Consider the following 18,920-nt stretch of genomic DNA (forward strand, 5'->3'; position numbering starts at 1 on the left):
GAATGAGTTTTGAGGTTGAAATTGCTAGGGCAAAGGTCACTAACATGCACCCTCTTACCATCCAGACATTTTCTCTTCCCTATGGGGCGGTACTGGCAACAGTACATTGCTAACCCATTGGACTGATTCTCGGCTGTAGCTCTCACACTGGGCACCCTAGGCTAGACCGCCCCACTCCTGAATTTTTGCCATGACTATTTCTCGGACTTTGACACTCTTAGCCCGCCGCAGCTGGTGGGGTGCCCTATTGTGGCTGCTGTGGCTATTACCGGCCCAAGCCATGGAAATCAGGGTGGCCATTCGCAACAATGCAGAGCAGGTGCAAATTGGTAGCTCCACACCAGGGATAGTCCGTGATAGTCGGGGCCAAACAGTGATGCAACTGTCGGAATTGGAACCCCTCAGCGTCGATGAAACCGGTGGCCGTCTAGAACTGCTTGACGCCCGCAGCCGTTTGGGGGAATCCCGCAGCTTTTGGTTGGAACCGTCTAATAATGGGTTTGTTTGGATTGGCGACCGGTGGTATCGCGGTCGGGTAGAGCTAGTGCCGGGCGAAGATGGGGTAACCGCCATCAACCATGTGGATATTGATGACTATCTCTATAGTGTTGTGGGCAGTGAAATGCCCACTAGCTGGCCCCAGGAAGCATTGCGATCGCAGGCCGTAGCCGCCCGTTCCTATGCCGTCTATCACCGTGGCAAAGCCAGGGGCCGCAGCTTCGACCTCAACAGCACCCAATCTTCCCAAGTTTATAAGGGTATTAACGGAGAAGCCGGTTCAACCCGCTCCGCCGTAGATGCCACCGAAGGAAAAGTACTTACCCACGCTGGCCGAGTGATTGAAGCCGTCTTCCACTCCTCCTCCGGGGGCCATACGGAAAATTCTGAACATGTATGGTCCAAGGCAGTTCCCTATCTCAAGGGTGTGCCCGACTTCGACCAAAATGCACCGGTTTACAGCTGGCGGTCTGAGTTTTCGTTAGAAGAAGTGGGCGACCTCATCGGCTATCCCGGCACAATCGAAGCGGTAGAAGTGCTGAGCCGCAGTCCCCAGGGTCGTGCAAAGCGGATGAACATCATGGGGGATGAAGGCACCCTGACGATTACAGGTAATACCTTTCGCAATAAGCTCAAGCTGCGCAGCACCAAGTTTGACCTAGCCGTTAACCCCGAAGGCATTACGGTCTCGGGCAACGGGTTTGGCCATGGTATTGGCATGAGCCAGTGGGGCGCCCGCGGCATGGCAGAACGGGGTCACGAGCACGATGAGATTTTGACCCACTTTTACAAAGGCACTCGACTAGGCTCGCTGTAGGACAACAGTTTTTTTATTTGTACGACAAACCTGTTTTAGTAGGGGCCTTGCATGCAAGGCCCCTACTAAAACATAGCTATCAATCTAGAGTTTAGTTCCACATTCAGAACAGAACTTGTGAGTTGCCTTATTATCGGCACCACAGCTATTGCAATGAATGACCTCCACGGGGCGCTTAGTCGCCGGTTCAGGTAAACCAATCATCTGAGAGTTGTTGTTCCCCGGTGGCACCATGGGATAACAATTTTCATCCCGACGCACCCACACATCCAACAACACCGGACCATCGTGGGACAACATATCAGCAATGGCCTGATTTAACTGCCCAGACTCTTTCACCACGATACCTTTCACACCAAAGGCTTCTGCTAGTTTCTCAAAGTCAGGCATGCCCACTTCCATATTGGAAGAAGCATAGCGCTCTCCATAGAAGCCTTGCTGCCACTGGCGCACCATCCCCTGCCAACCGTTGTTGACAATGACGGTTTTCACCTTGATGTTGTACTGAGCCAGGGTCGCTAACTCCTGCAGGTTCATTTGGAAGCTAGCATCACCACTAATGCAAATGACCTGATTGTCACCCACCCCCATTTGTGCGCCCAAAGCGGCGGGCATGCCGTAGCCCATGGTGCCTAAACCAGCGCTGGAGATCCATTTGCGCGGGCCATTTTGCAAAAATTGCGCTGACCACATTTGATGTTGGCCCACGTCAGTGGTGTAAAACGCATCCGGTGCCTGACGTCCGACTTCGGCAATGACTTGCTGCGGTGACAGCTTATCGCTATAGGTGGGAACCGTCAGCGGGTAGTCTGTTTTCCATTGCTGAATCCGGGCACGCCAAGCTCCGGTCTGGGCTGGGTCAGCAGTTCCCTCAAGGCGTGATAATAATTCGGTTAAAACGGTTTTGACATCACCGACAATGGGCACATCGGGCAGCTTACACTTACCGACTTCAGCGGGGTCGATGTCGATGTGAATGATCTTGGCATGCTGGGCAAAGAGCTTTAGATTACTAGCCACTCGGTCATCAAATCGGGCACCGACAGCCACCAGCAAATCACACTCACTGACGGCAAAGTTGGCATAGGCCGTACCGTGCATGCCCAACATGCCAACGGAAAGGGGATTTTGCTCGTCGAAGGCGCCCTTGCCCATGAGGGTATTGGTGACGGGAATTTGGAAATGCTCGGCCAGTTGAGCAATTTCGGCATGGGCACCGGAAATCACTGCCCCACCGCCTACGTAGAGTAAAGGCTTTTTGGCCGCCTTTAGCAGCGCGATCGCATTGCTAATCTGGCGTGGATTACCCCTCGTCGTTGGCTTATAGCCAGGAATCGCCACCGAGGAAGGCTCCACCGGCACGTAGTCAAATTCTTCTAGGCCCACATCCTTAGGCACATCGATTAACACCGGCCCTGGACGACCAGACTGGGCAATATAAAAAGCCTCAGCCACAATTGCCGCCATATCCGCCGGATCCCGCACAACATAGGAGTGCTTCACAATGGGGAGCGTAATCCCAAAAATGTCCGTTTCCTGAAACGCGTCGCTACCAATTGCAGCGCGAGTTACCTGCCCCGTAATCGCCACCATCGGCACCGAATCCATTTGGGCTGTGGCAATGCCGGTCACCAAATTCGTTGCCCCCGGCCCCGAAGTTGCAATACACACACCCACTTGCCCCGTCGCCCGAGCATATCCATCCGCCGCATGGGAGGCCGCTTGCTCATGACGCACCAAAATATGTTGAATATCCCCGCGCTGCTCGGCCTTATATAGCTCGTCATAGACCGGCAGAATGGCACCGCCAGGATAACCAAACACATGACGCACGCCGTGGCGCACCAGGCTATCGATCAAAGCAAACGCACCAGTCGCTCGCTGAAGACCCACATTCGCTTTAACAGCAGTTTTTACAGACGTCGAAGTCATGGCAGTGATGAAGAGGACAGGTAGGGAAACAAAACTAGTCCATAGGATAATGGTTGTCTATTTTACAATCAGACACCGGGGGAATTGACAAATTTCACAGAAAACGAGCTTTCTAGTCTTCTGCCTTGGCACGGTTCAGGACGATATGCCCTGAGCACATTGGGGCGATCAACCGAGGGCTTTACTATGGCCGTAGTCTTTCCATTTCACATAAATAACGAATCGATTGGGTCATCCATTCATGACAAGCAATCTGTACGGGTTATGAACCCAAGCATCCCAAGGCCTAGCAGCGCACCCCCATGGCTGAGCGCAGCTTTCTACACAGCCCCTAAGGCCCTTGGGTTAATACGGTGGCAATAAAGTCCAAGGCCGTCATCGGCTGCACCACACCGTCAATGGCCCCCATGCCGCACACAGCATGGGGTGATCGCCAAAAAGATAGGTGAGCGATCTCAGGGTCCGCATAAAAATAGCCCTCTCCTTCCATGGGCGAAGGGAAATAGGTGGTCCGATGGGTATATAGATCGTGGCTCATACGATAGATTGAGCCGCCGCCTACCAAGGGCATGCCCCAGCCATCCATCGCAATCAGGCGTACCCGCCCACCCCACCGTTGCCAAGCCATGGCCCAGGGATACGCCGCAACCGCACCAGCACTAAACGTAATGATGTGCAGCAGCGCATCGGGCTGCCCCGTTTGCTGATCAAACAGCACCCCAGGCAGATCTCCCCAAGTCTGCGAAATTGGCCATACCCACAATTGGCCAGGAGCAACCCGACGGCGCAAAGACCGCAAAAAGGAAGCCGTTAAATCGGGAGAATGATAACCAGGAAAAACCAGCAGTCGCATGCTTTCAGGATGGATGGGAACAACGCAGCCACAGCCCTATTTCTACACGCCATTAATACTTAAAAGGGGCCTTGTTCCAAGGGGAGCATTGTTTAAGCATCGAAAATGCCCATAAAGAATCGCAAAATCAAAGGCCTGTCCATGGATATTTATTATTATTTACCTCTTGCAGATATTCGCTTTTATTCTCTGGCCAATAATTGAGTGTTTATTAAATATTAGAGGTCTCTATTTAGACCCATGGAAAATAGCAGCAGTTGAACCAGAGATCGCTTGCAATCATGATCCCCGGATCAAAATCAAATAGATAGATAGCATTTTGTCAGTCAGTTTGATTTTGTTTGCCTCCTTATTTATTGGCTGAAAATAGCTAAACAAACAGTTGTTTAAGCTGCTTTGAATGATGCCAAGACGTAATTTAAGGAGCCATTCAACCTTCATTCACACTACTCACTATCGGAGATCCTCACCATGGCCAACAGTCTTATTAACATTGCTCTACCCGTCGTTAACGAAATTATTGACGATGTGTTGGCCGGTGGTACCTCTGCATCCTATAGAGATACCTTAACCAGTGACGATTCCAGAAATCGATTGGCCAAATTTGTGCTCAGCCGATTACCGGCCCGTTACATGACCGTGAATGATAGTGAATGTTCGCTGGAACTGACGAAAAACTGTTACTCAGCCGAACAACATCAGCACATTCGAAAATTAGTCCACCAGGGCATTCAAAAGTTGGTAGCGCGTCCCATTGCGCCCCCCTCTGAAACGTTGATTCCTTCCACATGGTTCGGCTAACGGTAGCGTTTAGCGTGATCTCAAACTATCAAGCCCTGTCATGGTTTACCTGGCGGGGCTTGATAGCTTTTGGGTAGGGCTTGCCCTTGGTGCAACCACATCAACCAACGTTCGGTTCTACACCATAGGCAGACAGAGGATCTTGCCAGTAGTCTCTAGATAGACACGTTATTCATACCACCTAGCCCTCGCGACTAATCCGTGGTACGACTAACTCAATGCATCTAGGGGCCAATGGTGGAGCAGTTTTTACCCACAATTAGTAGTTTGGTAGCCTTAGGAGAATTGGTTTCCGAGGCGACAGACTGGGATCACCTCAGTTCCCATAGTGCAGATGGAGAAAACTGCCGACAGTTGCAGGCAAAACGGGCAGAAGCAGAATGGCAAGGGGCGGTGGCATCCCTCGGTTATTTATTGCAACAAACGCTTTCTAAACCGACCGGTGGCGACCGGAAAAAATCATCCCCCAAGGCGCATCAAGCCACGGGAGTAAAGCCAACGGGGCTATTGCTGAGCGGCCCATTCCCCGTGGTGGAATCCCCCGAATTAACGATTCAATTATCTAACTGGGTATTTATTCCCCCCCCGTTAGATCAGCTCTCCCATGCCTTTTCGCAGCTGATGCCAGCGGATGATAAGCCGCCGGTCAATACAACCGCGGCCCGGGTCTTACCATTGATTGAAGGTGATCCCCTAGCGGGGGAACAGTTTTGTTTATTGCTGACCCCGCGTTTTAGCATCGTGCTTGTGCTGGGCCGCGATGCAGAAGATGAGCTGCGATTTCAGTTTTCCTTTACGCCCGCCGTCATTAACCAGGTGTGGCAGCTTTTGCGGGCTCGCATCCTACTGACTAATCCTAGACAGCTCGATTTTATTGATCCGTTAGTGGAAATGTTTGCCCCAACGGAACCCAACTATCGCATTGTCAGCCAGTTCAGCCGCTGGATGCTGTCTTCATTGCCAACGCCTAAACCCAACCCAGTGGTGGAGCGGATTGTTGCCCCTAGCCAAGAAGCCAATGGAAACAACGACGCCCATGGCCTCGATACTGAATTACTCAAGGCCATGGCCCATGAGATTCGCACCCCCCTCACCACAATTCGCACCCTGACGCGATCGCTAATTCGCCGTACCGATTTAGTGGAAAAAGCCAAGCAGCGTTTACATCAGATTGATAATGCCTGCACCCAGCAAATCGATCGCTTCAACTTAATATTCAAGGCCGTTGAACTAGAAGCCGCCACCCACAAAGGACCGCGCTCATCGCTCACGGCAACGGCCCTCACAGAAATTATCCAGGCGGCTATTCCTAAATGGGAACAGGCAGCGACTCGACGCAACCTATCCATCGACGTCACGCTTCCCCAAGACTTACCGATGGTGGCTAGCGACCCCACCCTGCTACAGCAAGTCTTAACCGGATTAGTAGAGCTATTTACCCACAGCGTCGCCCCCAAAGGACAAATTCAACTGCATGTCATGGCGGCGGGGGACCAACTCAAACTGGAATTTCAAGCAGACGTTAATGACCTCTGCGACCAACATCGCCCCAACCTGAAGTCATTGGGTAAGTTACTGATGTTTCAACCCGACACCGGGGGGCTGAGTTTGAACCTACAAACGACCAAGGCACTATTTACGGCCCTCGGCGCGAAACTCACCGTGCGAGAACGCCCAGGGGGCATCACGTGGATGGTTTTCTTGCCAATTGAAACCGCCAACTATCCGATTGTGTAGGCGCAGACCAACAGATAAAGGCCCCTAGAAAGGTAGCTTTTTCTTGCTTTCGCGGCCGCTTTCAAAGTCAAGTTCCTTGAGCTTCTTCAGGATGCGGTTAAAGTATTCACCGAGATATTCTTCCACAGTGGTAATTTCGGTTTGGTCGAACCCAAAGGTGCTGTAAACCTTTTCCATTTCTGCATCCAACGGTTCGCTACCGGCACTGACTTCGGCAAACGCAAGCCGGTCCGCAAATTGCCAGCCCCACTGGAAAAAGTTGGCAAAGTGACGCACACCGCGCAACAGGCCTAAGGACATGGTAGAAACCTTAGCGTCTTCACCGGACAACCGTTCACATAGACGGACAAGCTCATAACCGCCCCAGGCCCGGGTACCGGCCAATGGGAAGGAGCCCTTATTGGCTTCGGGCAGCTGCAGGGACCGGACGGCGAAACGCGCAATATCCTGGGTATTCATGTAAGCAATGGGAGCCGCTTCCCCCATCACCCAAATCGCTTGCTTCTCTAAGACGGGAATAGCGTACTGACCAATCAGACCTTGCAAAAATCCACAGGGACGCAGAATCGTGTAGTTGATGCCCGACTCCTGCAGAAATTTTTCGGTGCAGTGCTTCACATTCATCAACGGCACGTGGGGATATTTCTCACAGTTGAGGATGGAAATAAATACGTAGCGTTCCACCTGGGCCTCAAGGGCCGCCTTGATGAGATTAACCTTGCCATCCCAATCAACGTCATACACAGAATCTTGGGGACGAGCGGTGGCCGCGTCGATGACGGCAGTGACGTCGTCGAAACAGGGGGGCAGGGACCTGGGCCCACGGAGATTGGCCTGAACCAGCTGCGCCCCCCACTCTCTTAAAAATGATGCCTTTTGGAAGTTACGTACCAGGCACTTAACGTCAAACCCTTCATCTAACGCATTGCGTACAATCTGACGACCCAGCGTGCCCGTTGCACCAACTACCAATATGCTCATGTTGGACTCTAAACAAAACTTAACGCTTTACTAAGCTTAACAGACCTCGCTTCGTTCGGAAACAGCGGATGGCCACATTAAGCAAAAACGGGGCCGGTCGTTTATTACGAGCCCCGTTTTAATTATGAATTCGCTGAATAACGTGAAGAAGAATGCTGTCTTCTCTCAGAATTACTCTTCAGCACCTTGCAGCTTCAGCATCAAAAAGCCAACGCCAAGGCCGACCATAACGATGACGAACATTGTGATTGCAACGGAAAAAATTTCTCCACCCATGGTGCTTTGTTATCCTCCTGTATGCGCCTCCTCTGGTGGAGGGCTTATTAACGTTAATTCTCTAGTTACATTCTAAAGCAGTTTGCCCCCCTTACCCTGGCCCAACGGGAATATGCTTTGAAAGTCGCGACTGTTTTTTTACTGGGCGGGGCTAAAAGTGCCCCAAGTCCCATCATTGGAATTCTCGGCCCCGTAGGGCAATTGAAAGCCCGATAGCTCGGCCAAGGTAGCCAGGGGCTGGGCACCTAGGTAAAATTCACCGTTGATTTGCCAGGTAGGGTAGGCGTTAATCCCCACGGTGTTGCAAAGCTCTACCTGGGGATTCGGGCCTCGGCTATCGCATTCCACGTAGGGTAAAACCCCGGCTGCATGGCTAAATATTTGTTTTTGTCTGGCACAGTGGGGGCACCAGTAAGCGCCGTACATTTTTGCCCCCGTCGTTGCTAGGTGCTCAGCGAGTTGAGCTTCATAGCTGGGTCCAAAGAATTGACCAATGGTGGGGTTTTGACACCCAGCAAATGCGATCGCACCCAGCCCCACCCCGATCAGCGTCCGTCTAGCCACCATTGCCATTCACACTCCAAAACACCAACTACAATCATCAAATATCAGCCTTAAACTGGGCTTAATACAATGGCGATAGCTCACACCCCAGGGGGTGATGATTTCCAGTGGGGGTTACCGCCCACGATTAGGCCCCACGATTCCAAAGGAAACTGCCACAATAGAACACAACTTTTGACATTGGCACCAGTCTCCATAGTGCAGGGCAGCTCTATGGAGTGATTTTCAGGCCAATATTGTCTCAGAGACTGACTTATGAAGCCTTTTGACCTACCTACATCAGTAAGCCATGTGAGTCGATGGTTTATTGCTTGCCTATCGGCAATTGTGTTGTTTCTCTTTGGGGCCCAGCCTGTGGTGGCCCTCACCGAAACACCTGCCGCCGCGGCTAGCCTATCCAGCGAAAGTTTTGTAGCCGCCGCTGTGCGGGAAGTGGGGGATGCGGTCGTACGCATCGATACGGAGCGCACCGTTACCCGCAACGTCCCCGATCTGTTCTACGACGATCCGGTCTTTCGTGGCTTTTTTGGCCCCGACACATTCCAGCGCATTCCACAGCAGGAACGGCTAAGCGGTCAAGGGTCAGGCTTTATCGTAGACAGTAATGGCTATATTTTGACCAATGCCCATGTGGTCAATGAGGCGGACCGGGTGACCGTCACCCTCAAGGATGGACGCACATTTGACGGCACCGTTGAAGGCGCAGATGAGCTCACCGATCTAGCGGTGGTCAAAATCAAAACTAAGGCGGATGCACTCCCCGTGGCCACCCTGGGCGATTCTGACAGCGTGGATGTAGGCGACTGGGCCATTGCCGTGGGCAACCCCCTCGGCCTAGACAATACGGTTACGCTGGGCATTGTCAGTACGCTCAAGCGCTCGAGCGCCACAGTTGGCATCCCAGATAAGCGCCTAGACTTTATTCAAACTGACGCAGCCATTAACCCAGGTAACTCCGGCGGGCCTTTGCTCAACAGCCAGGGCGAAGTCATTGGCATCAACACCGCTATTCGGGCAGACGCCATGGGCATTGGCTTTGCCATCCCCATCAATAAGGCAAAATCGGTACAAGCCCAGCTAGCCCGAGGTGAACGGATTGCCCATCCCTACCTCGGCATCCAAATTGCGGACCTGACGCCAGACCTGGCCAAACGCAATAATGAAGACCCCAATTCCAGCATGTTAATTCCTGAGATTAAGGGAGTACTGGTGATTCGGGTGCTGCCAGACACCCCCGCCGCCAGTGCGGGTCTACGCCGGGGCGATGTGATTACGCAAATCGATGAGCAAACATTGGCAACGGCGAATCAGCTACAAACCTATGTGGACCAAGCTAAAATCGGCCAGCGATTGAGGCTGAATTTCCGCCGGGGCGAACAGTCTCAGACGGTGACAATCAAAGCCGCTGAGTTGGAACGAGACGCCTAAGCGGCTAGTTAAAACCGGATGGAGCTAGACTTTGCTCCATCCGGTTACACGGTCTTAAGGGGGGTAGGCTGGTTTAGCCCTGCGGCCAAGCCTTTCTAAAGACTCAGGTTGTCTAAAGTTTTTGCGATCGCATCCACAAACCTATCGCCTAGTTTTGCGGCTAACAGGATGCAGACCTGCATCACCAGCAAAATCAAACATAGCTGCAAAGAAGACAGCTGGTCCACCGATTCAATGCCAGCGTAGAACAACGGAATTGAAACCAGGAGGCCACCCACCACCAGGCCGCCCAAAAGTCTGATGTATAGGGGGTTTATCCAGCCAGTATCAGCACTTAAAAACTTGATATACAACGCCTCGATGGGACCTGGATCAGAATCTGGAGATGCCATGGCAGCTTCGATTGAATGTATTGGGGTGAAGGGGGCTACAGCCAAATAGCCACCGTTTCCCAACCAAACTTACTCAAAATCTTTGATGCGATCGCTCAACGCCGATTGCCGCGATGCCAGACGCGCCTTTCCCGAGGCCGCCCATGCCTGTAGCGCATCCACCTGGTCCTTGGCCGTACGCGCCAGGGGCACGAGTTGGCTGGCCGCCTCTAAAATGTCATCCACCGTAAAGTCACGATTTTGACTAAAGCCAATGTGCATCGCCTCCACAATGGCTTGCTCAATTTCGGCCCCCGAAAAATCAGGCGTTTCATAGGCCAACCGGCTCGTATCGTAACCTTTCACATTGTGGGGCCGCAGCCGCGTGAGATGCACATTAAAAATCGCATCTCGCTCTGGCTGGCTAGGCAAGCCAACAAAAAAGATTTCATCAAAGCGACCTCGCCGCAGCAACTCAGGCGGCAAAGCACCGATATTATTAGCCGTCGCCACCACAAATACAGGGGACTTTTTCTCCGAGAGCCAGGTCAAAAAGGTGCCAAATACCCGACTGGTCGTACCCGAATCCCCACCCCCAGCAAAACCAGCAAAGGCTTTGTCAATTTCATCAATCCAGAGCACACAGGGGGCTAACGCCTCAGCCAGCTGAATCATCTGGCGGGTGCGGGCCTCCGATTCCCCCACCAGCCCAGCAAACAGCCGCCCCACATCCAAACGCAGCAATGGCAGCTGCCAATGGTGGGCAATAGCTTTAGCCGTCAGCGACTTACCTGTCCCTTGAATCCCCACTAACATCAACCCGCGAGGATGGGGCAAACCATATTGTCGAGCCCGTTCCGAAAATGAGCCCCCCCGCTTAATCAACCAGTCCTTCAAGTTATCCAAACCACCGATATCTGAGATCTTTTCAGTGGCGGGGTAAAAATCTAAAATCTGAGTTTGACGAATGGTTTGACGCTTTTCTTCCAAAATCAGATCGATGTCATCCGGGCTAAAGGCACCATTGGCGGCAATGCCCCGAGCCAATACCCGACGGATGCGCTCCATGGATAGGCCCTGACAGGAACGCACTAACGTATCCATGGCCTTAGAGGTGGGCAACTTGCCCATCGCCCCCAGCAACGTTTCAATTTCCTGACGAATTTCATCCACGGTGGGCAACGGAAACTCCAAAACCGTCAGCAATTCGCTTAGCTCATCGGGAATGGTTAACTGAGCCGAAAGAATAACAATGTTTTTCGGCTGAGATTTCAAACTGCGGGCCAAATTACGCAGTTTTCGAGACACCGCAATGTCATCTAAAAAGCGATGAAAATCTCTCAGAATAAAGACTGCAGATGTTCCGGCAGAAAGCTTTTCGACAAATTCTAAGGCCTGCAGAGGATTTCGACGCGCTTCCCCCACATCATTAGGATTGCCCCGATACCCATCGACAAAATCCCACACATAGACAGCACGATTACCCGTTGCCACGGCCACCTTAGCAATGGAGTCTTCCGCCCGTTCTTCTTCACGGGTAGGAATGTAAACCAGAGGATAGCGCGCTCGAATGAGTAAACCTAATTCTTCACTAAATGCCATACCAACTACTCAGAAAGCTGCTGCTTTAGGGACGATAGGGCGGCCCAACGCTGATCCGTCGGCGCGTCACCACTATCTGTGGCCAATGGATTAGCGATTCCTTCGCAGGCTTGATCACAGAGTTGACGTTGGGGCATGGCCAAACAAAGCTGTTCGTATAGCCATTTGGCTGGCTCAAAATGCCCTTGGGGAGATAGGGTCTCAACCAAATCCTCTAAACTCACTTCCACTTCTTCGGCGTGCTGCTCAGTCAGAGGCTCCTGCAGCCAAATAAATTCTGACGTATCTACTTGAATGCGGGTATTGTAATTTTGCAAACATCGATGACAGGTCAGCGTTGTGATGGTTTCCGCTTGCACTGCAACATCTAAAAAATTACCCCGATGTTGAATCCGAATCCGACCTTTGACTGGCGTCAGAGTATCTAAGTCACTGAGGTAATCCTCGACTTCAATAGTCCGGGTCTGATCAAGATCTTTGACTAAATGGGGAATATAGATTCGCTGCATAGGACCCTTGCAGCCCCTCATACGGGGCACAATAAACAAGTTCAAATCTGGGAAAGACCCAGCTAGCATCAAACGGCAATACCTGAGACCTTATTCGTCTTCACCAGGGGCGTCGGTGTCTCCCGCTGCTCGCACAACCAGGCGGCGATCGGGTTCACGACCGCGGCTAAAGGTTTCTAAGCCACCGTAGTCCTTCAAAAAAGAGTGCACCTGCCGACGTTCAGCCGAAGACAAATCCGCTAACTCTTGCTCATGGCCACTTTCGATGGCGGTGGCAGCTGCCTTTTCCGCAATGGCTTTGATCTCATCTCGACGCTGTTGCCGATATCCCTGCAGTTCAATGGTGTAAGACTGCTGATCGGCTTCATCTTGGCCGATATTGAGGACAGTATTCGCCAAATATTGGATCGAGTCTAAAACCCGACCGCGATCGCCCAGCAAACCATCAATTTGAGCCTGGGTTAGGGACCCATCATCGATAGTCAACCAAAAACTGCCGTCACCCAAGTCGTCATCAACATGCTTACCAGTCACACTGGCGGTCAGGCCCTGATGTTCTAACAGTTGCGATAGCCATTGAATACCGCTCTGGTCTTGCTGATCACCCATAAATTATTTACTCAGCGCTTCAAATGCAACCACAAGTCTACCGAAAGCTAGCGATTCGAGACCTTCTTTTTAGAGCCACCACCAGATTTCTTATTACCTTTAGACCGATTAGAGCGTCCAGAGCTAGATTTGTTAGCTTTGTTGCCGCCTTTCTTAGCTGCAGTTTTTGTGGACTTCGCTTGACCGTCGCCATCTTTAGCCGATGACTTACGGGAGCCTGGCTCAAACGCTAGGGCATCCCGGTCCTCACTGGAAGTCTTTGATTCTTGAGCATCGACCAAAGCCTGAATATTTTCGGGCAATGGCTCCTTGGAAAGGATAAAGGACTGAGCTGTCTGAAATACGTTGGCCAACACCATGTATAGCAACACACCGGCAGGCAAGGGGAAGAACAAGAACATGCCTGAGAAAAGCACCGGCGTTAGCTTGGTGATTGTCTCCTGCTGAGGATTGTCGCTAGAGGACTGACCGGACAGTAGTTGGTTGGCATATAGGCTGATGCCAAAGAAAAGCACCATACCTAAGATGTCCCAATGGATCGAACCGTCGTCGCCCATGGCACCGATGCGGCCCAGCTCCTTAATGAATAGGAAACCTTTATTGGCAGCCAGACCCTTCACCTTGGCCTGAACAGTGACATCCCCCGGTGCAAGGGCTGTAATCTGACCGTTCTCATCAATCTTGACGAATTCTTGACCCTTGGTCACTTCCCACTGGGGCACAAAGGCGGATGGATCCTCTGCATACTCATCAGCGAGCTTCTGAACAGAGTCACCGTCGGTGGTTTGCAAACGAACAGCAGCGGTACTACCTACGGCAATGCGATTACCTGCGGGCAAGAAAGCTGAAACTGGGAAATGCTCACCATCGGCCACGTAAAGACTCGACGGCTTAGTGGAAAATGCTTGGGGCTGAACTTGCTCGATGGCGTCTTGGGGAAGGATTTGCAAATTGACAGGGTAAGTAATGTCAGCAAACGGTGATCCCCGTAGGGTGGCAAACAACGCGAACAAGATAGGCATCTGGAGCACCACTGGGAAACACCCGGCTAAGGGGTTACCAAACTCCTTGTAGACACCGCTCATCTCCGACTGCAGTTTGGCCGGATCGTCCTTATAGCGTTCTTGGATTTCTTTGACCTTCTTTTGCATGAGGGGTTGGGTAATCTTCATGCGTCGCATATTGCGAATCGACCCAGCATTGAGCGGGTAGAGAGCAAAGCGAATAAGTAGGGTCAACGCCACAATAGCGAGACCATAACTAGGCACAATCCCATAGAAAAAATCTAGGATTGGCAGCATTATGTTGTTCGTCAGAAATCCAATACCGAAATCCATTCGCGCTTACCAAGCAAATTGCATACCGAACTCTAATGTATCTGAATATTGCGGAACTTAGGGGCATTCGCCGCAAAAAGAACCACTTATTTCAACCCGACAATGGGTATGGCAGACGGTGTCCCGCCCTTTAATTGACGGTTATTCCCCCTCGTCGCCAGGATAAAGCGTTAGGTTTTCTTAGAATTGCGGCCACACACCTAAATGGGCCAGCTACTTTGTCGCCACCAGAGCAAAAAATAGCCCTTCGTTTGCCTGGTTCTATCACGTCCTGAGGCAAACGAAGGGTCGATAAAATTAGGCTTTTGGATGGACGGGCGAAGCAAACCTAAAAGTGGTATGCCCCACATTCCAACCTTTATGCGGAAGCACCTGAAAAGTAGCTTGCAAAGACGACTAAACGCGCATTTTGCTAGCTTCTTGAGCTTTTTCAGAAATGTGGCCCATAATTTGGTCGTAGAGTTCGCGGAAATTAGGCACGGCACGCATTTCTAGGCGGCTACCATCTTTCAGCTGCACCGACATATCGCCCCAGAAACCTAAGCCCCGAGGGATAACGGCAACCCGAGTCACCTCTGAATAAATTAGGTCGGTACGGTTACGTCCCATCCATCCACCGGTAACGGAAATGCGACGGTTAGTAATGCGATAGCGCACCCATAGGGCGCGAATAATGGCACCGATGGTAAGGGGAATAAAAACCAGGGTAATGGCTAATACGCTGTGGAAGATCAAATCCCCAATGTGGGGACCCCCTTCGTAATAAACTTCCTCTTTAATGGCCATGCAGCACCTCCAGCTCTACCAATAGTTTCTCTAATTCTTGCAAAAATTCGTAATATTCGCAGGCGGTAGCACTGGGCCTCACATTGATGACCACCCACCATGCCCCGTCCGCATTGGGAAGCAGCGTTTGCAGAGCGGCATGAATTTGACGCTTGATACGGTTTCTAACCACGGCGCGCTTATGGACCTTGCGACTGATAGATACGCCAAAACAAACACCCGGCGGACATCCGTTGGAAGATGTGATGCCGGGTGTTTGATTTTTCAATGCTTTAACAGCCAGGTGATGGCTGCTGGCTCGTCGCCCCTGACGGTATACCTTGGAGAACAAACGGGGTGACCGCAGTCGATATTGCCTAGGTAACGCCACGGATGCGATCTCACTAAAATGCTCTAGACAGCCAGACGAGCACGCCCCTTCTTACGGCGGGCTTGAATTACACGACGGCCATTAGCGGTGCGCATGCGAACACGAAAACCGGAAACGCGCTTGCGTTTACGAGATGTACCGCCGAGGGTGCGCTTAGTCATAGCGATTGCTCCTAGGTCTGCTCTAACAAAATTACTACTTGCGCCCATCAGCGCGGTCTATGATAGTAACACGTTAAAGCCACCATTGGTAAAGGGTTATCGGCTCAAATTTGTCGCTAACTATTCGCGAATGTCATAGGCAACTAGCATTTCCCATGTACCCACATAGGTAGGCAATTCTTGCCCCCGGGGAAATACCTGCAGATTCGTACGCAACATCAAAGAGCGGCTAGGATTCTTCACCTTATTGAAGCTGATGGTAATAGACTTATCCGCAGGAATGTCCTCAGCCAAGAAAATCTCAATCTTATCCAGGTCCTCAGATAGATCATTCGCACCGCTGAAGACCACATCGTCCCAGCGCACCTCATCCACAACGATTTCTTCACCTTCGCCATCAATACGCCCATAGCGCACCGTAATCTCATCAAGATCAATGCGACCTCTATAGCGCGTAAACGATTCAGGTAACGTCACCACCAGGGCAGTCGTCGCCGTCGATAGCTGCTCCCCAGGCACCTCCATGTTCCAACGGGCCCGCTTATTCCGTGGAGTATTATTCAGCAGTTGATAGCTGAGTCGAAAATCAGGATTCGCACCACCAAAAATGGTCAAACCATCCCGCTCATAGCTATTTAACTGAGCCATTGTCGGCGTATTCATGCCAGCCAGGGTGGCGGATGAAAGCAACAAGCCCGCTAATCCCCATCGAATAAAGTTCTTCAGCATCATTGCTAACTCCTCAAACTCACCTTAGTAAACGAGAACTCATATAGAACTACCACGGCCACAACGTCACCTCCGCCCAATGAGGGACGGTTTCAACAATTGGCCTGAACGCATGCCGCAGGAAGGAACCCCATTGGCAAAAATGGACGAACCAGCCTAACCAATACAACGCAACAAAAAGCGTCTGATTACACTACTTAGCCCGTACATTTACGCAAAGAAACTTTTCTTAAGATTAGCATACGCAACTAAAGCCAAACTGTGTGTATTTCTTTGTCACCAACGGCTATTCATGGGCAATTAGCCCCGTCTTTTCGTCATCCCTACCCCCAAAGAAGACATCCAACTTAAACAGTCCCTCGCCATGCAAAATCCAGAGGCAATGAGTGACACAATCAACACAAATTAACGCACATAAAAAAAGATAAATCTTTCTAAAGAGATTTACACTTTTCCATACCCAAATCGCCACAATGAAATCAAGGTTATGCAGTTAGGTCCGCCTCGAACCAACGTAAAGATAAATCATTAAAGTTTCCTTTAGGCAGCCTGGCCGCAAACTCTCCGCAGAGCTTCTCCTGCAACCTTTTGAAGACACTCCATCGGTATCTTCCCCTCCATAAAACCAATGCTGTCCCATAGCCTTGGCAAACAGTTTGCGTACATATCAAAAAACGGCATTACAACTCCTTTTTTCCGTAATGTAGTCACCTGCTTTTAAGTTAAGAAAAAACGCTAAATCTAAAGTTATTCCTATTGGATTGAGATCAAGTGTGATCCCAATTCCATAGTGGGTGATTGCAACAGTCATTAGTCCAGCTAGTTAATCAAAAAATTCACCATGACCATCGCACTTGATCAAGGTGCTGTTGACCAACGGGCGTCGCAGCCAGCAAGGCCAAAACGCATTGGCATTCCAAAAGAAATTAACCCTGGAGAATGCCGGGTGGCAGCTACTCCCAAAACCGTCAAAAAACTTCAGTCCCTTGGGTTCGAAGTGCTCATAGAAACCGGTGCCGGTGAGCAAGCCGAGTTTTCAGACCAGGCCTATCGCGACGCAGGCTGCCAAGTCATCGCCAATGCCGTAGAACTCTGGGACCAGGCCGATATTGTCCTCAAGGTAGAGCCCCCCGCCCATCACCACGAACTCAACCGCCATGAAACCGATCTGGTCCATGATGGTCAAACCCTCATTAGCTTCCTATGGCCTGCCCAGAATACTGACCTGGTCACCCAGCTAGCGGATAAGCAAGTCACCGCCCTGGCCATGGACTCAGTGCCCAGAATCAGCCGGGCCCAAAAAATGGATGCCCTCAGCTCCATGGCCAACGTAGCTGGCTACCGGGCTGTGATTGAAGCCGCCAATAACTTTGGTCGTTTCTTTACGGGCCAAATTACCGCTGCCGGTAAGGTGCCCCCCGCCAAAGTCCTTGTCATTGGTGCGGGTGTGGCCGGGTTAGCCGCCATTGGCGCAGCCAAAAGCTTGGGTGCCATTGTGCGTGCCTTTGACACTCGCCCCGTGGTCAAAGAGCAAGTAGAAAGCATGGGTGCCCAGTTCTTAGAGCTGGAATTTGAAGAAGACGGCTCCGGCACCGGTGGCTATGCCAAAACGATGAGTAAAGAATTCATCGAGGCAGAAATGGCCCTATTTGCCGAGCAGGCCAAGGACGTGGACATTATCATCACCACGGCACTGATCCCTGGTAAAAAAGCGCCCCTATTGGTCACCAAAGACACCGTCGAGTTGATGAAGCCCGGCTCGGTAGTGGTGGACATGGCCGCCGCCCAAGGGGGCAACTGCGAAGTCTGCCGCCCTGGGGAAGTCTATCGCCACCATGGTGTGACCATTATCGGCCTCACTGACCTAGCTAGCCGCATGGCCGGACAGTCTAGCCAACTCTATGGCATGAACCTGTACCACCTGCTAAACGACATGGGTGGTTCCGAAGGTTACACCGTCAACTTCGATGACGAAGTGGTGCGCGGGGCTTTAGTCAGTCATGAAGGTCAAGTGACCTGGCCTGCCCCTAAGCCCGAAAAGCCTGCACCTGCAAAAGTTGAAGCCAAAACCGAGGAACCGGCTGAAGCGGCTACAGCTGAGCCTAAATTCTCCCTACCTTGGAAATGGATTGGCGTTGTCTTTGCCGCCCTAGCCCTGATCGGCATCGGCATTGGCGCGCCCAGCTCCTTCCTATCCCACTTCACCGTGTTTATCCTGGCCTGCTTTGTGGGCTGGCAGGTGATTTGGAATGTGTCTCCGTCGTTGCATACGCCTTTGATGAGTGTGACCAATGCCATTAGCGGCATCATCATCCTAGGCGGCATGCTACAGATTTCAGGCCAAGCCTGGTCCCCCACCGTAATATTGGGCGCCATTGCCATCTTTATCGGCACCATCAACATTGCCGGTGGTTTCCTAGTGACCCAGCGGATGCTGAAGATGTTTCGGAAGTAAGAGGGTAATCCTCACTAGCGATTAGATATCGAGGCCCCCTTCCGTCCCCCAATTCTGGGGGAGACTAAACTCAAAGCCCCCAGAATTGGGGGTTTGGGGGCAAA

General features: G+C 51.6%; 19 protein-coding genes. 5 read left to right on the top strand and 14 right to left on the bottom strand.

The window, feature by feature from the left end; all coding sequences use genetic code 11:
• Nucleotides 1–190 precede the first annotated feature (190 nt).
• Complete coding sequence (locus tag IXB28_RS07725) at nt 191–1,315, top strand: SpoIID/LytB domain-containing protein (protein ID WP_215617995.1); 1,125 nt, start codon at nt 191–193, stop codon at nt 1,313–1,315.
• An 84-nt stretch (nt 1,316–1,399) separates the two neighbouring features.
• On the opposite strand, the gene ilvB is transcribed toward IXB28_RS07725, so the two are convergent.
• Complete coding sequence (gene ilvB, locus IXB28_RS07730) at nt 1,400–3,247, bottom strand: biosynthetic-type acetolactate synthase large subunit (RefSeq protein ID WP_215617996.1); 1,848 nt, start codon at nt 3,245–3,247, stop codon at nt 1,400–1,402.
• 331 nt (nt 3,248–3,578) lie between these two features.
• A complete protein-coding gene (locus IXB28_RS07735) occupies nt 3,579–4,100 on the bottom strand; it encodes a hypothetical protein (protein ID WP_215617997.1) in 522 nt (173 codons plus the stop codon).
• 471 nt (nt 4,101–4,571) lie between these two features.
• On the opposite strand from IXB28_RS07735, the gene IXB28_RS07740 reads away from it, so the two are divergent.
• Together IXB28_RS07740 and IXB28_RS07745 are read left to right on the top strand one after the other, a co-directional pair.
• A complete protein-coding gene (locus IXB28_RS07740) occupies nt 4,572–4,901 on the top strand; it encodes a late competence development ComFB family protein (RefSeq protein WP_215617998.1) in 330 nt (109 codons plus the stop codon).
• 234 nt (nt 4,902–5,135) lie between these two features.
• A complete protein-coding gene (locus tag IXB28_RS07745) occupies nt 5,136–6,638 on the top strand; it encodes a sensor histidine kinase (RefSeq protein WP_215617999.1) in 1,503 nt (500 codons plus the stop codon).
• Nucleotides 6,639–6,662: 24 nt separating this feature from the next.
• Here IXB28_RS07745 and IXB28_RS07750 read toward each other — a convergent pair whose 3' ends face one another.
• The 3 genes from IXB28_RS07750 to IXB28_RS07760 form a co-directional block, all read right to left on the bottom strand.
• Nucleotides 6,663–7,619 (bottom strand): SDR family oxidoreductase, encoded by a 957-nt coding sequence (locus IXB28_RS07750; protein WP_215618000.1) that lies wholly within the window; start codon nt 7,617–7,619, stop codon nt 6,663–6,665.
• Nucleotides 7,620–7,790: 171 nt separating this feature from the next.
• Nucleotides 7,791–7,895, bottom strand: a complete 105-nt coding sequence (petM, locus tag IXB28_RS07755) for a cytochrome b6-f complex subunit PetM (protein WP_215618001.1) — start codon at nt 7,893–7,895, stop codon at nt 7,791–7,793.
• Between the two features lie 138 nt (nt 7,896–8,033).
• Complete coding sequence (locus IXB28_RS07760; protein ID WP_215618002.1) at nt 8,034–8,462, bottom strand: glutaredoxin family protein; 429 nt, start codon at nt 8,460–8,462, stop codon at nt 8,034–8,036.
• Between the two features lie 252 nt (nt 8,463–8,714).
• Between IXB28_RS07760 and IXB28_RS07765 the strand changes: the two genes are divergently transcribed.
• Complete coding sequence (locus IXB28_RS07765) at nt 8,715–9,887, top strand: HhoA/HhoB/HtrA family serine endopeptidase (protein WP_215618003.1); 1,173 nt, start codon at nt 8,715–8,717, stop codon at nt 9,885–9,887.
• A 95-nt stretch (nt 9,888–9,982) separates the two neighbouring features.
• Here IXB28_RS07765 and IXB28_RS07770 read toward each other — a convergent pair whose 3' ends face one another.
• The 9 genes from IXB28_RS07770 to IXB28_RS07810 all read right to left on the bottom strand — a co-directional run bounded on the left by IXB28_RS07770 (nt 9,983) and on the right by IXB28_RS07810 (nt 16,364).
• Complete coding sequence (locus IXB28_RS07770; protein ID WP_215618004.1) at nt 9,983–10,279, bottom strand: hypothetical protein; 297 nt, start codon at nt 10,277–10,279, stop codon at nt 9,983–9,985.
• 69 nt (nt 10,280–10,348) lie between these two features.
• Nucleotides 10,349–11,860, bottom strand: coding sequence for an AAA family ATPase (locus IXB28_RS07775; RefSeq protein WP_215618005.1), 1,512 nt, complete (start codon nt 11,858–11,860; stop codon nt 10,349–10,351).
• 5 nt (nt 11,861–11,865) lie between these two features.
• On the bottom strand, nt 11,866–12,369 hold the full coding sequence (locus IXB28_RS07780; RefSeq protein ID WP_215618006.1) for a YceD family protein: 504 nt from the start codon (nt 12,367–12,369) through the stop codon (nt 11,866–11,868).
• A gap of 90 nt (nt 12,370–12,459) precedes the next feature.
• The gene (locus IXB28_RS07785; RefSeq protein ID WP_215618007.1) at nt 12,460–12,978 is read right to left on the bottom strand and encodes a Jag family protein; all 519 of its coding nucleotides are present in this window, start codon (nt 12,976–12,978) and stop codon (nt 12,460–12,462) included.
• A 47-nt stretch (nt 12,979–13,025) separates the two neighbouring features.
• Nucleotides 13,026–14,315, bottom strand: coding sequence for a membrane protein insertase YidC (gene yidC / locus IXB28_RS07790; protein ID WP_215618008.1), 1,290 nt, complete (start codon nt 14,313–14,315; stop codon nt 13,026–13,028).
• A 396-nt stretch (nt 14,316–14,711) separates the two neighbouring features.
• Nucleotides 14,712–15,101 (bottom strand): PH domain-containing protein, encoded by a 390-nt coding sequence (locus tag IXB28_RS07795; RefSeq protein ID WP_215618009.1) that lies wholly within the window; start codon nt 15,099–15,101, stop codon nt 14,712–14,714.
• Nucleotides 15,091–15,471 (bottom strand): ribonuclease P protein component, encoded by a 381-nt coding sequence (gene rnpA, locus IXB28_RS07800; protein WP_215618010.1) that lies wholly within the window; start codon nt 15,469–15,471, stop codon nt 15,091–15,093. Before rnpA ends, IXB28_RS07795 begins: the two co-directional genes overlap by 11 nt.
• Before the next feature lie 23 nt (nt 15,472–15,494).
• Nucleotides 15,495–15,632, bottom strand: a complete 138-nt coding sequence (gene rpmH, locus IXB28_RS07805; protein WP_215618011.1) for a 50S ribosomal protein L34 — start codon at nt 15,630–15,632, stop codon at nt 15,495–15,497.
• 120 nt (nt 15,633–15,752) lie between these two features.
• Nucleotides 15,753–16,364 (bottom strand): DUF2808 domain-containing protein, encoded by a 612-nt coding sequence (locus IXB28_RS07810; protein ID WP_215618012.1) that lies wholly within the window; start codon nt 16,362–16,364, stop codon nt 15,753–15,755.
• Between the two features lie 838 nt (nt 16,365–17,202).
• On the opposite strand from IXB28_RS07810, the gene pntA reads away from it, so the two are divergent.
• Nucleotides 17,203–18,816, top strand: a complete 1,614-nt coding sequence (gene pntA, locus IXB28_RS07815; RefSeq protein ID WP_215618013.1) for a Re/Si-specific NAD(P)(+) transhydrogenase subunit alpha — start codon at nt 17,203–17,205, stop codon at nt 18,814–18,816.
• The last annotated feature ends 104 nt before the right edge of the window (nt 18,817–18,920 follow it).

The organism is Leptothoe kymatousa TAU-MAC 1615, assembly GCF_018739865.1.
Classification (GTDB): Bacteria; Cyanobacteriota; Cyanobacteriia; order Phormidesmidales; family Phormidesmidaceae; genus Leptothoe; species Leptothoe kymatousa.